This is a genomic window from Vibrio sp. MED222 (assembly GCF_000153005.1).
GTDB classification, from domain to species: Bacteria; Pseudomonadota; Gammaproteobacteria; order Enterobacterales; family Vibrionaceae; genus Vibrio; species Vibrio tasmaniensis_A.
In genome coordinates, this window is record NZ_CH902607.1 from 630,048 (window position 1) to 644,423 (window position 14,376).

Annotated in this window: 20 protein-coding genes; 4 read left to right on the top strand and 16 right to left on the bottom strand. The window is 43.7% G+C overall.

What is annotated here, in order from left to right; all coding sequences use genetic code 11:
- Positions 1-109: 109 nt before the first annotated feature.
- The 3 genes from MED222_RS12085 to MED222_RS22490 form a co-directional block, all read right to left on the bottom strand.
- Positions 110-484 carry a VOC family protein gene (locus MED222_RS12085; protein WP_009846837.1) on the bottom strand — a complete coding sequence of 125 codons (375 nt, stop codon included), beginning with the start codon at positions 482-484 and terminating at the stop codon, positions 110-112.
- Between the two features lie 78 nt (positions 485-562).
- On the bottom strand, positions 563-1,261 hold the full coding sequence (locus MED222_RS12080) for a pseudouridine synthase (protein WP_009846838.1): 699 nt from the start codon (positions 1,259-1,261) through the stop codon (positions 563-565).
- Complete coding sequence (locus MED222_RS22490) at positions 1,261-1,422, bottom strand: hypothetical protein (RefSeq protein ID WP_009846839.1); 162 nt, start codon at positions 1,420-1,422, stop codon at positions 1,261-1,263. Before MED222_RS22490 ends, MED222_RS12080 begins: the two co-directional genes overlap by 1 nt.
- Before the next feature lie 209 nt (positions 1,423-1,631).
- On the opposite strand from MED222_RS22490, the gene MED222_RS12070 reads away from it, so the two are divergent.
- A complete protein-coding gene (locus tag MED222_RS12070) occupies positions 1,632-2,033 on the top strand; it encodes a YkgJ family cysteine cluster protein (protein ID WP_009846840.1) in 402 nt (133 codons plus the stop codon).
- A gap of 53 nt (positions 2,034-2,086) precedes the next feature.
- Here MED222_RS12070 and MED222_RS12065 read toward each other — a convergent pair whose 3' ends face one another.
- From MED222_RS12065 to glpT, 9 genes are all read right to left on the bottom strand, one after another.
- Positions 2,087-2,488 (bottom strand): NUDIX hydrolase, encoded by a 402-nt coding sequence (locus tag MED222_RS12065; RefSeq protein ID WP_009846841.1) that lies wholly within the window; start codon positions 2,486-2,488, stop codon positions 2,087-2,089.
- Positions 2,489-2,716: 228 nt separating this feature from the next.
- Complete coding sequence (locus MED222_RS12060) at positions 2,717-3,097, bottom strand: STAS/SEC14 domain-containing protein (protein WP_009846842.1); 381 nt, start codon at positions 3,095-3,097, stop codon at positions 2,717-2,719.
- 113 nt (positions 3,098-3,210) lie between these two features.
- Entirely contained in the window at positions 3,211-3,807 is a 597-nt protein-coding gene (locus tag MED222_RS12055; protein WP_009846843.1) for a class I SAM-dependent methyltransferase, read from the bottom strand.
- Positions 3,800-4,306 (bottom strand): HAD family hydrolase, encoded by a 507-nt coding sequence (locus MED222_RS12050; RefSeq protein ID WP_009846844.1) that lies wholly within the window; start codon positions 4,304-4,306, stop codon positions 3,800-3,802. Before MED222_RS12050 ends, MED222_RS12055 begins: the two co-directional genes overlap by 8 nt.
- Before the next feature lie 43 nt (positions 4,307-4,349).
- Positions 4,350-4,850 (bottom strand): GNAT family N-acetyltransferase, encoded by a 501-nt coding sequence (locus tag MED222_RS12045; RefSeq protein ID WP_009846845.1) that lies wholly within the window; start codon positions 4,848-4,850, stop codon positions 4,350-4,352.
- Positions 4,851-4,889: 39 nt separating this feature from the next.
- On the bottom strand, positions 4,890-5,834 hold the full coding sequence (locus MED222_RS12040; RefSeq protein ID WP_009846846.1) for a D-2-hydroxyacid dehydrogenase family protein: 945 nt from the start codon (positions 5,832-5,834) through the stop codon (positions 4,890-4,892).
- A 93-nt stretch (positions 5,835-5,927) separates the two neighbouring features.
- On the bottom strand, positions 5,928-6,395 hold the full coding sequence (locus MED222_RS12035) for an ASCH domain-containing protein (protein WP_009846847.1): 468 nt from the start codon (positions 6,393-6,395) through the stop codon (positions 5,928-5,930).
- Positions 6,396-6,657: 262 nt separating this feature from the next.
- Complete coding sequence (glpQ, locus tag MED222_RS12030) at positions 6,658-7,713, bottom strand: glycerophosphodiester phosphodiesterase (RefSeq protein WP_009846848.1); 1,056 nt, start codon at positions 7,711-7,713, stop codon at positions 6,658-6,660.
- 78 nt (positions 7,714-7,791) lie between these two features.
- Complete coding sequence (glpT, locus tag MED222_RS12025; protein ID WP_032555211.1) at positions 7,792-9,165, bottom strand: glycerol-3-phosphate transporter; 1,374 nt, start codon at positions 9,163-9,165, stop codon at positions 7,792-7,794.
- Between the two features lie 559 nt (positions 9,166-9,724).
- Between glpT and MED222_RS12020 the strand changes: the two genes are divergently transcribed.
- Positions 9,725-10,438, top strand: coding sequence for a membrane lipoprotein lipid attachment site-containing protein (locus MED222_RS12020; RefSeq protein WP_009846850.1), 714 nt, complete (start codon positions 9,725-9,727; stop codon positions 10,436-10,438).
- A 178-nt stretch (positions 10,439-10,616) separates the two neighbouring features.
- Positions 10,617-11,117, top strand: coding sequence for a hypothetical protein (locus MED222_RS12015; RefSeq protein WP_009846851.1), 501 nt, complete (start codon positions 10,617-10,619; stop codon positions 11,115-11,117).
- A gap of 147 nt (positions 11,118-11,264) precedes the next feature.
- Here MED222_RS12015 and MED222_RS12010 read toward each other — a convergent pair whose 3' ends face one another.
- The 4 genes from MED222_RS12010 to MED222_RS12000 all read right to left on the bottom strand — a co-directional run bounded on the left by MED222_RS12010 (position 11,265) and on the right by MED222_RS12000 (position 13,550).
- Positions 11,265-11,519 carry a DUF3297 family protein gene (locus MED222_RS12010; protein ID WP_004733911.1) on the bottom strand — a complete coding sequence of 85 codons (255 nt, stop codon included), beginning with the start codon at positions 11,517-11,519 and terminating at the stop codon, positions 11,265-11,267.
- Positions 11,520-11,759: 240 nt separating this feature from the next.
- On the bottom strand, positions 11,760-12,194 hold the full coding sequence (locus MED222_RS12005) for a GNAT family N-acetyltransferase (protein WP_009846852.1): 435 nt from the start codon (positions 12,192-12,194) through the stop codon (positions 11,760-11,762).
- A gap of 66 nt (positions 12,195-12,260) precedes the next feature.
- Positions 12,261-12,395, bottom strand: coding sequence for a hypothetical protein (locus tag MED222_RS22725; protein ID WP_009846853.1), 135 nt, complete (start codon positions 12,393-12,395; stop codon positions 12,261-12,263).
- Between the two features lie 24 nt (positions 12,396-12,419).
- Positions 12,420-13,550, bottom strand: a complete 1,131-nt coding sequence (locus MED222_RS12000) for a PcfJ domain-containing protein (RefSeq protein WP_009846854.1) — start codon at positions 13,548-13,550, stop codon at positions 12,420-12,422.
- 243 nt (positions 13,551-13,793) lie between these two features.
- Here MED222_RS12000 and MED222_RS11995 point away from each other — a divergent pair, with 243 nt between their 5' ends.
- Positions 13,794-14,216, top strand: a complete 423-nt coding sequence (locus tag MED222_RS11995; protein ID WP_009846855.1) for a universal stress protein — start codon at positions 13,794-13,796, stop codon at positions 14,214-14,216.
- Positions 14,217-14,376: the final 160 nt, after the last annotated feature.

Here is a 14,376-nt window from a genome sequence, read left to right on the forward strand (position 1 = left end):
GATTACAGTTCCCATTACAAAACCTCCATGCTCATTAAATTGTCACTCTAGCAAATAGGACAGAAAAGCACCGTGAACCTAGACATACTATCAATGCAAGTTGGATGAATTAACGCGGCCTGATGTTTTCAGCCACACGCCACAGCACACCACTTGGGTCAGTGATACAAAACTCAAGCATTCCCCAAGGTTGCTCAACAACCTCGGAAACCGTAACTTCAAATTCCGACACTACATTAGAGTTTTGGATGTGTTGATACCAACTTTTTACGTCTTCAACCAGCAAGTGCATCATGTAATTGTGACAGTGCGCAGGTTCATAAAAGTTTTGCAGAAGGAACGCACAACCGCCGTGTCGTAGATAGGCGATATCGTGAAATTCAGACATCAGCTCGAAGCCGATTGACTGGTAAAAACGCTTGGATAAATCGAAGTCTTTCGCGGGTACGAAAGACTTAATTTCTGAGACTTTTAGGTTTTCCATCCTATATCCTTATAGTATTGATGTTCTGGTGCTGACACGCTTAACGCTTTAAGTGGTTACGGCGTTTATTCAGAGCTCTTATTCAGAGTCTTGCTGAAATGAGTCAACTTCGGCTTTAGTTAGATAACGCCACTGGCCTGCTTCAACATCCAAACGAACGTCACCAATCTGTTCACGGTGTAGGCCAACAACTCGATTCCCGACCGCAGCAAACATTCGTTTTACTTGATGAAACTTGCCTTCTGTAATGGTCAACAGCACTTGTTTACTGGTAATCACCTCGAGCTCTGCCGGACGCGTCGGTTTTTGTTCGCCCTGCAATTGAATGCCCGCTTTGAACTTATCAGCGACATCGTCTTTGATACCTCGTGACAATGTCACGCGGTACACCTTCTTACATGACTTGGTTGGCAGCGTAATATTGAATGACCAGCGCCCATCATCGGTAATCAAGACTAAGCCTGTAGTGTCGGCATCTAAGCGCCCTGCTATGTGCAGTTCTGATGCTTTGTCTATCTCGATGTAGTTAAACAATGAAGGATAAACTTCATCGATATTAGAGCAGATAGTACCCGCAGGCTTGTGCATTAGGAGGTAACGAAATTCACGCAACTTAAGCGGCGTGCCATTTAACAAGATGGTGTTGCTTTCATGAACCTGAGCTGACTCATCAGTAACTGTTTCACTGTTTACGTTCACCTCGCCATTATGGATGCGTTCAATCGCTTCAGGCTTGGTTAGGTCAGTGCTTTTACATAGGTATTTATCAAGGCGCATTAATCGTCGGCACCACATTTAGCACAAGGCTTGTAAGTTCGTTCACCTTGAGCAATCACCACATAGTCTCGAACGCACTTGTCACATAAAGCGAGCTTTGGGTAAGCCTCTTTTTGTTTCTTTGCGTTAATGTTGCCTTCGGTGGTGTATACGGTTCTCATTTTGATGCCTTTGCTTGAATAACGTGAGATGCGCAAATTGTATCACTGTTTACAGCTTTGATTGGAGTGGTGGTGCATAGATAAATTGATTTTAAGCGCCGTCATTCCATGTTCTCGCCCCGTAACGGCTTAACCATGAACAACAAAGTCAACGTGCCACGCCTATCAGTGGTAAAATGATAAAAGCTCACCAACTTATGAAGTCGATAATGAAAGATTGTAATCAATGCGGAAAATGCTGTATCAAATACGGAGATGGCGACCTTGCCGCGACTCAAGAAGAGATCGATTTGTGGGAGTTGTTCAACCCAGACATCTTTGAATATGTTCGAGGAAGCGAGATCTGGTTCGACCCTGAATCTGGTGAACGTTTAACTCGCTGCCCTTTTCTGGAGCTGGTTCCGACGAAAGATACCAAGCCTCAAGCCAAGTACACATGCAGCATTTACTTAGACCGACCAGAAGATTGCCGACACTATCCAAGCCTGATTAATGAGATGGTACGAGATGAGTGTGAAATGATTGAGGTGGTGGATTTACAAGACACGAAGAAAGCTCAAAGGAAACTCGACCTGTTGATGAAAGACAGCCGCCCTTCAAGCTATTCGTAAGCGATGATCTTTTGAAGATCAATCTTCAGCATTCGCTAATAGCAGCTAAAACCTTAAGCCAAATACTGGTTCGCTTCTAACCAATCAAGCGCAACCAGTGCTGCCAACGAACATACCGCTCTGTCGTTGCCATCAACAAACTTAAGTTCTTCGATTTCGGCATCTGGAGACAGTTCGCCAGTATAATCAGCAAGATAACAAGTCAATTGCACTGATACGCCTTCCGCTTTGCCATCAGCTTGGCCTGTAAACGTCTCGACGTATATGATGGAATCACGCACCAAATCAACTGAGATCTCTTCTCTGATTTCGCGAACCAGTGCTTGCTCATCACTTTCGCCAGCTTCACGCTTACCACCCGGCAGGTAGAACAGTTCTTTGCCTTTGGATCTCACCATCAACAGCTTGCCGTCTTTGATGAATATCCAAGCCAGCTTATCAATTACCTTATGCATGTCGTTAGACCTTATTTCTGTTTTAGTTCTCGTTATTACTGAATCTGGCCGCGCTACTAGTCTCGACCAAACAAAGCCTACCTATGTTACACGCTGGAATGAATATACTCTATTGAATCGATTAGGAAATATCATAACCAAAACGAAAAATGACAGCGTTCGAGACAATGCTCATCAACTGTCATTAGCGTTGTTTACGGATTGCTCTCGAGCTGTCCGTGCATGGAATCAATCGACTAGCCACGTAAGTGCAGAGTCGTGGTCTTCGAATGACTTGATCTCGCCAGACACAAACCAGCTTCCGACTTTTGAAGCAAACTCTTGCCAGCTTTTGTCACCATAAATCGCGATTTTGTCTATCTTCGAATTGAGCTCTAATCCCAGTTTGAAATCATCCCAAGCAGCACGCAACTCCCAACCCGTTAAGGTAGAGATGTCGACCAGCATCTTGAGTTTAGATGAATCGAGTTCTTCTAGCGTGGTATTTAAAATTGGCATCATTGCTTGATAGTCATCGTGTGTGAGTTTGCCTTTCGCTTTAAACACAACGATGGTTGCACCGCTAACACGTTCAATTCCAACCGATATTCCGTGACGTTCGATACTCATAACCTAGCCCTCATAGTGGAAACTAAAATTAGCTTAGAAGATTAAACAGCAAAGAGATGAGAGGCTTGCGTCAAAACGGACAGGCATCCAAACGAGTTTTAGTTACTGACCATTTAACGACGCTTAATCGCAACGACCGAGTAAGTGTGCCAATGTTTCATCCTACCTAATGAGGTGAGTGCTTGTTCGTCCCGTTCATTGAATCGTACTACCTCAAAACTCTTAAATAAACTTAAGACTTTGGCTTTCGTTAATGGGGTTGTTGGGGTTCGATAGCCATGTGCCCAACTGTCATCCACGCCCATGAAATCACCAGCAAACACGCCGCCTACTTCAAGGCTGTTTTCAATCCTTTGCCAAATTTCATCAAAACGGGTGGGGTCGGAAAAAAACAGACTCGAATTGGCAATCACTACGCCAGATTTCGGGTAATCATAATTTTCAAATCCACATTCAGATATATCGACCAAAGGCTTGCGACCAAATCTGTCTCGACATATAGCAATGGAATCAGGATTAATATCAAAACCATAGACTTGATAAGCTTGCTGCTCCAAAAAGGCGATGTCACTGCCTGTTCCACAACCACAATCAATCGCAACATTTAAGCCTGACTCATTCAGTTTGATTGCGAATTCAGTTCTCTTTAAATGAGGTTTGCTTAGTGCTTTTTGGTAATACTGACGCCAGATCTCTGAATGTTCACCCATGGCGCTTCTCCAACAGTCCACTTAGGCTTTGAACTTGCACGATACGTGGATGCTGTGACTTAAGTTCAACTCCTTCCGTGTTCAACCACACCGCTTTCAAACCCGCTTCAAGTGCTGGGTAAATGTCTTTCTCTAGAGTGTCGCCAACCATGGTGATGTCTTGTGGTACAACACCGAGCTTAGAAATAATGGCAGGATAGAACCCCGACTCGAACTTAGAAAAGCCAATGCTCGCCTTACAAAAGTAACCCAAGATAGATTGAGACAGGCCAACGCGCTCAAAGGCACGAATGATGTCGTCTTTACTGGAATCACCAGCATTGGTGGCAACGTAGACTTGATGATTTTTGGAGAGTTCAGCCAGTAATGCATGAGCACCACTCACTTCTTGTACGGTTTCCCAGTCGCACATCTTCCCTTGTGCGTCTGGGAAATCGACCATCAGCGTATTGCCCCAGTCGAATAAGACTATTTCTGTTAATTCGATTAGCTTTGTCATCTTGCCTCCTGCATACGATGAATTATCTAATGTTTAAGCGAGCCTATAAAAACTTCTCGATCAGGATCTCGTCAAAGTATTGGTCACCAATCTTACCGTGTTTCTTAGCCGTTCCGACGATTTCAAAACCTTGCTTAAAGTATACCGCTAACGCGCGCTCGTTGTCTGCTCTTACATAGGCGAACAGCTTTTCATAACCTTTGGCTTTCGCTGATTTGAATGTGTAATCAAACAACTGCTTGGCGACGCCCTGCCCACGGCTATTGGCATCAACATAGGTTCCAATGATACCAACATGGTCAAAGGCTTTAGTATAAGTAGCAAATGGTTCGACATTCTGGAAGCCAAGTAACTGACTCGTAGCTTCGTTAACTGCAACGCTAAACACACCACGCTCAGGGAACGACTCAATGAATGCCTTTTCTTCATCAACAGTAAAAGTCTGATCCAAGATCGTATAACGCGCTTCGATAATGATTGGATTCAAGACATCAATAATGCCTTGTGCATCTTCTACTGTTACTTCTCTGATTGTTAAGCTCATGCTTCTCTACCTTTTTATTGCTTTGGACAGATTCTATCGCTACATGCCATCTCTTTGATAGGACAGAATGTTGTCGAAAGCGATATCGAAGTAGAGTTCGTAGCTATTTTGTTCAACATAGCCCAAATGTGGAGTCGCTGTGACGTTTGTTAAGGACAGTAGCGGTTCGGAGTCTGTAGTTACTGGCTCACAATCGAACACATCAATAGCGGCTGTTTTGGTCGGTACCTCGCGTAGTTCATGATACAGAGCCATCGGTTCGACTAACTCCGCGCGGCTGATGTTCACAAGCAGTGAGTTCGGCTTCATCAAGCTGAGGTCGTGTGCCGTAACACATCCTCTGGTCACATCATTCAAACGCAAATGCAAAGAAAGCACATCAACTTCTCGGAAGAAGTCTTGTTTGGTTGTTGCTGCTTCAAAACCATCTGCTTGCGCTTGATCGCGTGAAGCTTGGCTACCCCACACTACGACAGACATCCCAAATACTTGCGCATATTGTGCGATGCATTTGCCGATTTTGCCATAGCCCCAAATACCAAGCTTCAAGCCCTTTAAAGTTCGACCTAACCCTAGTGAGCCAGAATCTTGCCACTGGTTTTGCTTAAGGTTTGACGCGTAAGTAGGAATGTGGCGCGATGCAGCCATAATCAACGCCCAGCATAATTCAGAGGGGGCGACTGGCGAGCCTCGGCCTTCTAACACGGTAACACCAAATCGTTCACACATTTGCGGGTCGATATGGTTACTCACTTTGCCCGTCTGGCTAATCAGCTTGATGTTTGGGAGCTGCGATAACAAAGATTCGGTGATCTCGGTTCTTTCACGAATGAGCACAATGGCTTCAAACGGGACCAACTTAGCGACGAGCTCTTGCTCTGAGTAAGTCTCGGTAAATACAGTCACATCGTGTTGTTCGAGTTTGTTGAAGCAATCGAGGTCTTTAACGACGTTCTGATAGTCATCCAATATTGCTATTTTCACATCACTCTCCTTGTGATTGTTAGTTATCTTGTATTGGTCAAATGAAGATCAAAGTGCCATGTCTCGAGATTCAACACGGCACTCACTGGGGCTTCACTGTTGATAAACCACTTTGAAACGCTCCAACATAAGTAACATGTCTTCACTTGGTGAGATCTTGAGCTCTTCACATTCACGAGAGAAGAAGTTCCAGTGCGCTTTTCTCCACCATTCTAGTGTTTTGTCACCCTCGCCTTCTGCAGCAGCAAACTCCGCACTCACTTCGTTGTATTTGCACGACGACACCGACGTGATCTCAACAATACAGACGGGCTTACCATCCCAATCGGTGACGACTTGCAAGTGACCAACGATGGGTCTCGTCTCGCCTTCATGGGTATACCAGTGTTCAAGGCCGCAGGACGCTTGTTTTTCACCTTTTAAAATCAACTGCGCGCAGAGGTTGGCGTTGTACTCGTCGGCGCAGTAATAATCAGCACTAAAGGAGGTGTATTGCGAGGCAATGTCTGCTGGCAATGTGTTGAGGTAGTTATCAAGATAAGCTTTGCTTCTTTCTTCCATGATCTTTCTAAATTCAATATTAGGTTGAGCCGATAAATACTTATAGATTAAGCATCTGGCTGCATTGGGAGTAACCTATCAAGTCAGGTTATTGCTGTAAACCGAGTGAATATCAAAATGTGGGCTGAGAAAGAAGAATATGGGTAGGATTTCGAGGCCAGTACAAGAAGAGCCAAAAAGTAAAAAAGAGCTAAAAGCGCCTTTAGGCTGTGCTTTTAGCTCTTCGTATCTCGTTACTAGAACCTCGTAACTGAGCAGGAAATTAACGTTTTAAGAAGTCGACCGCTTTATCCGGGAAGTCGGTAAACACACCATCGACTTTTACTTGATTGTAAAAAACATCCAACATGCCATCAAAATTATCGGCATAAGCTGGGATTCTCCCAGGGTCAGCACGGAACGTGTACGGGTGAACGTCTAACCCCGCGTCTTTTGCTGACTTCATCAATGGTTTAATAATGATGTTATCTTTGGTCGATGCATCGTCCACCAGCATAGGTTTCCAAGGGCCAATGCCATCAGCATAGCTAGCGACTTTTGCCATTCCGCCCTTCTCAAACATCCAGTCATAACTGTACGGCGTTGCTTTTTCACCTTGGTACGTCATGGTTTCGTTCCAGTCTGTGTAAGCCATCAACTGAACGAGCTTGAGATCCATTTCCATAGCTGGCATTAACTCATCATTAATGCGTTGCAATTCATTGGCGTCGAAACACTGCAAATACACCTTGTCGTCTTTCGATAGATACCCATATTGTTGCAAGGTGGCAAGCACAGCTTTAGAGATATCTTTGCCTTCGTGACGATGGAACCAAGGTGCTTTAATCTCTGGATAGATACCCACGTCATAACCGAGCGTCTTGTTTAGACCTTGGATCAATTCAATTTCTTCTGCAAATGTGGCAACACGAAAATCAGACTGCCACATTGGGAAGCGTGCTGGGAACCCAGCCACTCGATTACCTTGGTCATCTAGGTTAAAGCCTTCAGTCACTTTTAATGATTTGATCTCGGCAAGCGTAAAATCAATCGCATAGTAACGGCCATCTGCACGAGCGCGTGTTGGAAAACGATCCGCGACATCGGTGACGCGATCTAGATAGTGATCATGTAAAACCACCAATTGGTCGTCTTTTGTCATCACGACATCTTGTTCGATATAGTCTGGTTTCATTGCATAAGCAAGTGCTTTAGCCGGTAATGTATGCTCGGGTAAATAACCAGAAGCACCGCGATGCGCAATCACTAAAGGGTCGGCGAACGCATTTGCGGATAAGCTAAGTGCTAGTAAAGTCAGAGACAGTGACGTTGTTTTCATTATTGTTTCCTTTGATAAAACAGAAGCAGGATATACCTGCCTCTGTTGTTATTAGTATGGTGTGGTTCAGCTAATAAACTACTGAGTTAGCGCTTCTTTCTCTCGTTCGAGATCTTTTTGTTTATGGTGCGCACGCTCACCGAGGAAGGCGTAAAGCAGACAAATTATTGAAGCAACACAAGCTCCGACCAAAATCATGAAGCCGCCATCCCAGCCGTAATGGTCAACCATGAAACCAAGCACGGCATTGGCAGCAACTGCCCCGCCTAGGTAACCAAACAAACCGGTTAAGCCAGCTGCTGTTCCCGCCGCTTTCTTTGGTGCAAGTTCAAGTGCATACAAGCCAATTAGCATTACTGGACCATAAATAAGGAAGCCAATCGCAATCAGTGCCAACATATCAACCGTTGGGTTACCCGCTGGGTTCAACCAGTACACCAACACTGCGACAGTTACGAGAACCATAAACAGGATCCCTGCTGGAGCGCGTCGACCTTTGAACAACTTGTCTGAAATCCAACCACACAATAACGTGCCAGGAATACCTGCCCACTCATACAGGAAGTAAGCCCAAGAGGATTTATCTACCGAGAAGTCTTTTGCTTCTTTTAAGTAAACTGGAGCCCAATCGAGTACGCCATAGCGGATAAGATAAACAAACGCATTAGCAATCGCGATTGACCACAGTAACTTGTTAGAGAAAACGTACTTAAAGAAGATCTCTTTCGCCGTCATTTCTTTCTCGTGAGACGTATCGTAGTCGTCTGGGTAATCGTCTTTGTGTTCTTCAATCGGTGGTAAGCCACAAGATTGAGGTGTATCTCTTACCGTGAACCAAACAAAAATAGCAACGAGAGTGGCAAAAAATGCAGGAACATAAAAAGCGGTTCGCCAATCGTCGTTAAAAGCCCACAGTCCCAATAAGAACATCGGGCCAATCAAGCCGCCGCCCACGTTGTGAGCAACGTTCCAGACCGATACGATCTCGCCACGCTCTTTGCGTGACCACCAGTGAACCATGGTTCGCCCACAGGCTGGCCAGCCCATGCCCTGAAACCAACCATTCAAGAACAGCAGGATAAACATCGCAGTGATGCTGCCTGTCGCCCATGGCATGAAGCCGAAGCAGAACATGACCAATGCCGACATTAACAAGCCGCCACTGAGAAAATAACGAGGATTAGAGCGATCAGAAACGCTTCCCATTAAAAACTTAGATAAACCGTAAGCGATGGATACTGCGGCCAAAGCAACCCCTAGCTCTCCTCGACTGTACCCTTGCTCAATCAGGTATGGCATCGCCAAACTGAAGTTTTTGCGAACTAAGTAATAACCCGCATAGCCAACAAAGATGCCGAGAAAAAGCTGCCATCGTAATCGTGTGTAGGTGCTATCGATCTTATCGGTAGATAAGCGATCGATATGCGCCATAGGTTTGAATATTCCAAACATAGGAACCTCATGTGTATTGGGCGATAGAAATAAAATGCTCGAACGAAAAAAGTTTAGCGCTCATTCGAAAGCCTGGGAATTGTATGTGCTTCAGGATTATTTTCTGTGATAGAGATAGCCATTAACAAAAAATAACCTTAAATACAGCACTTTAGTTTCATTTAATTAGACTACGCTTCATATTTTTGTTTGTTGATTTCTTATTCGAGGAAGGCATTTGTATATAAATCACACTTTCGAGTGAGCAATTTATTATCAATTTCACTTAACAGAATGTCCGGAACTTCAGTGTGGTAGTTATCAGATCAATAGATTGGCACACATAGAGCATGCATAGTGAATGAGTCAGGATATAAGCTTGCGCAATGCATAGCACAAATAACACATAGCAGATCGTGATGTATTGTATTTCTTTTCGTTTATTTATCGACCTGACCCGATTGTTTATTGTATGTCTCAAGCGATGCAGCAATGTCTATACACAAGGCGTGTACCCGTCACCTAGTAGTGAAGTTAGTCAGTGAGCATCTTACGAATTCAATAAACGATAGGAAATATCATGAACAAATCACTTATCGCACTCGTTCTTACTGCAGTTTTAGCAGGTTGTTCATCTAGCGGTGGTTCTGAACCAGCACAACCTCAATTTGATGGTGATTATGGTTTCGAAAACATTGACCCAGGTTTTGGTAACGGCGACCCATCTTTTGACGGTGATAATGGTTATGACAACGCAGACCCAACGTACGGCAACCCAAAAAGTATTGCCGACAGAATTGATCAAGCTGATTTAGGTTTTGTTCATATCCCTGAATTGGGAGACATTCCTTTCTTTAACCGAGATGACAGCGATGCCCATGTCTCAGCCGTTCGAGAGCAGGTTAGCGACGAGCATACTCTCTACAGCATCTACGTGGATGATAAGCGTGTTGGTGAAATCATCATTCGTGACAACTATGTCACGGTTAGCTCTGGTGACAAGATGATCTCAGGTGAGCAGAAGTCTTATCTTGATACTGAACATACCTTTTGGACAGTAAAAGACACTAACGGCAATGTAGTTGGTGACTTTAAGCGACTCGACGATGGTGTTTGGGTGTTCCGTGAAGAGATGAACCGTGAAACATTTGTGGTTAAGTATCACGATGGTCAGTGGAACTTTATCCCAGTTGCGGATATTAAAAATAAGGTTAAAGACAACTTGCCTTCTCAGGCAGAAGTTACCAAAGTTCGTGCAAAGATACAGGTCAATAAGCTGCGTACTTTAAAATAACAATTACCCCCATTCCCATATCAAATAGGCATCCTCAAATCTAAGAGGATGCCGTTCAAAACATCTACGAAGAAAACATTAACAAAAAGCTCAAGGAAGATCCGGACTAGGTTACTAATCTACTGGCGTTCAATACTTTGAATTCGCCGATATTTTGTATACATAAGCGAGAGATCCAATGACCATCAAAAAGCTTCCCCTTCTGACATTAGCTGCTGTCTTGCTATTCACTATGTCTAACGCACAAGCCTATGAACAAAACCAAGAGGAAACTGCGGTTACATTTGGTCTCTCGGCTGAGCGTGGATGGAGAGATTGGTCTGCTTCTTACATAAAATATCGCGGCCCGGGTAGCATAGGTTATGGTATTGAGTTTACTCGTTCGGCTTATAACGAAGACGAAGAATCGTACGAATACAAACAACGTGACAACGAATATCAGTTTCACGCCCCTATTGGAATCACCGAAAACTTGTACATCACTCCCGGTTACGGGATTAAGCGAACACATACAGACGTAACTTTGGATAGCCGCGAGTTCTCTAACAGCTCAACCAAACAAGTCGGAGGCTTAGATGCCACCTATATTATGGACAGTGGCTTTGTAGTGACAGCAGGGTTCGATAAAGCAGAAGGTGAAGACTTGGAATTCTCAATTGGTGCTGGTATCGCCTGGTAAAGGTAATAAGCCCAATAGATTTAGCAAACAAAAAGGGCCTAGATTTCTCTAGACCCTTTCAAGTAATAACTCTTAGTGACTTTATGTTGGCTAATTAGACAAAACATTTGCTAACTACACGAAGCATTAGCGCGTCACACAAAGCGATTATTCTTCGATGTAAAAAGCTTCTACAGAGCCTTTTAGAGTAATAAGCATTGGCTGACCACGGCGGTCTAGCGCTTTTGGAGAAGGGATCTTAACCCAACCTTCGCTGATGCAGTATTCTTCAACATCAGTACGCTCTTTACCATTTAGACGAATGCCGATTGGGTATTCGAAACACTCAGCCACGTGGTGTGGGCTGCGTGGGTTACCTGCTAGATGATCTGGTAAAGCTGGTTTTGAATTAGTATCGCTCATGTTCATTACCTGTATGTACGTAAATAAAAAAAGTGCGCCATTCTAGTCAATATAGGCTTTGTGCTCAACCACTGCTGCAATAAATCGTAGTGATCGTTTTAATCAGCGTCTAGTTGTTTAATTTAAAGGCGATATAGGTATCATTTCAAACGAAAATTTAACAGGATTATACGTTGTTGATAAAGAGATAGGTTCAATACTCGATAGGTAGATAACCTAATAGTCGGCTTTGCTCTGAGCTTATCGAATAAGCTCTATACTCATCACTTTATGGTTTGCTTCTGAGTCGATATCGACAACTGACCAACCTAACCCTTGGTAGAGTTCCATTACATTGGTGTACACGTACAGTTGAGTTTGTACTGTAGAAGAAACCTGTTCAACACCACGATTAATCAATTCACTTGTAATACCTTGGCCACGCCATTGAGCATCAACATAAACAGCATTAACCCAAACAACATCCCGCACTTGATGAGGTTCCTGAAAATGGGAATACGCCAAGCCACCAATGACCACATTATCGCGAAGCACTACTATTACTGGAGGGAGTTGTACGCAGTCTTTATAGGTATCTTTAAACTTAAAATCCGACCATTCACTTTGAAGCAAGCGCTCTAATTCACTCCAATATGGCGAACTTTCATCGCAATTTCTAAAGATTACTTTCTGCATGTTTCCGTCCTTTGAAAGGGAGTAATTTGGCCATCCTAGCCTTGGTTTATATCAGTGTAGGTAAAGTTACTCTTCTTCGTCGTAATCGTCTGCAGGGTCTTGATTGATTTCTTCGCCACACCCTAAGCATTCGGCTTGCAAATCTGTTGGCATGACAATAATCAAACCACAATGCGGACATAAATCGCCTTGTTGAAACATCCTGCTACTCTTTCTACTTCATGGCTATTGCTTAGGATACTTTTGTTTACTCGCTTCTAACCAGTCATGAATAACTTGGCGAGCGGACTCCGATGGCGGTGCATTTCGTTTTCCGCAAATTTGGTCAATCTCAAACGGAAACGCTTTGCTCGGGACACGACGTAAACCTATGGTTAAACGCTGAGGTTTGACCATGCGGAATACCACATAGCGGTCGCTCATGATTCGATTGTGATAAACACCAATGCAGTGTTTTTGCTCCATGCCTTCTTTTTCAAGGTCGTAGTAATCAGTAAGCGGATGAATATTGTCGTTACCTAGCAAAGGAACCGGATAAGGAATGTCTTTATCCATTGGGCGGTTACCTTCTAAACGACGCAGTTGACGTTGCTCTGTCCATCTATCGTGAAGTTGTTCGAACATCGCAAAGGAATTTTGGCTGGTAATGGCGCGTAATGGATAATCAATCTCCAAATCTAGTCCTAACAATATCGCATCTTGGAACATGGCCATTTTTGAAGGCGCATTAAGCCTGCCCTCTTCCACCATCGCAATGCCCAATCGACTGCCGGTTAGAAACGGATGAACCTGATCCAAACGAAGCGCTGTGTAACCAACTTTGGAGTAATGCTTGAATTTAAGAACACGTCTTTGCAGGGGTTCGAGAATTCGGACAATGTGGTCAAGCTCATCACCGACGTTGTAATGAAGCTCTAGCTTATCGATAAATTTGAGTGTGGCTTTACTGCCATCTAAGCCCAATTTGGCTAAGATTCTCTTCTGCCCTAGGCGACTCAGTTCCAATGCTTTCTTGTTATCGACACTGTGTTTCATGCAGATTAACGCCAAGATAACCGGCCTCAATTCAAGCAGTTGAGCTGCTTCATAAGTATTCGCCGCGAGCCAAAGCATCTGGTATTGATACTCTGGAAAATCATCGGTGATCTCACGATAACGAGCTGGCAATGAATCTAACCAACGACCATTCACATCAAACTGCTCAACGAGGTTTAAGCTCAAGCCAATACCACCATCGAGCGGTCGTCTACCATCTTCAAATACGTGAAAACCGACAAGTTTTTGAGACCAATCGCGGATCTCAATATTGTAGTCAAAGCCTAATGTTCGAGTTGGGATGGTGAGTAATGCTGTCATTAATGCCTCTTGGTTATTGACGAGTTGGACTAGCGAGCTTATCTAATAGCAAAAAGCGTAAAGATCGAACTCACTTCACTATAACAACCTTTTGTAAATTTCTTATCAATCAAAGCGATATAAATACGAGAGTACTTAGAAGATCTTTGAATGATGATTTTACGCAATATGAGACCTCTTCGATATCATTTACTTAGAGAGAAACTATGCTTGTAACATCACTAATAACAAGAGGCTTTAATTATGGAATACCGACATATTCTGGTCGCACTTGAAATGTCTGATGACTCGAAAATACTCATTGATAGAGCAACCTTCTTCGCGAACAAACTAGAAACGGAACTTTCGTTTGTTTATATCGACGGTACTCACGGAGAAATCTACCCAGAACTCGTTGATATTCAACAAAATAATAGTGACTTACCTGTCAATGATGATGCGATAAAACACTTAAGAGAGTTTGAGGCTTACGCTAAACAGCCGGTTCAGCATATTTTTGTAGGTACGGGTGATTTGAATGACAAACTCAAAGATGCTGTGAAAACACACAACATTGATCTAATGCTCTGTGGTCATCATCATGATTTTTGGCATAAGATCATCTCGCACTCGAAGCAATTGATAGACTCTTCTCCCGTCGACATACTCGTCGTTCCTATGGACTAGAGCTCCTAGAGACTCGCGGCTTATAAAGCCAGGCTTCATTAGCCAACCTCTATCGGTATTATTGGTTGGCTTCTGTCCCCTCCTCAACCCTCTTCTTTCCCCAAATTCAACCAATACCCATTTGACGTAATCATTTGTGATCTTGTTTGTTCATCCACTC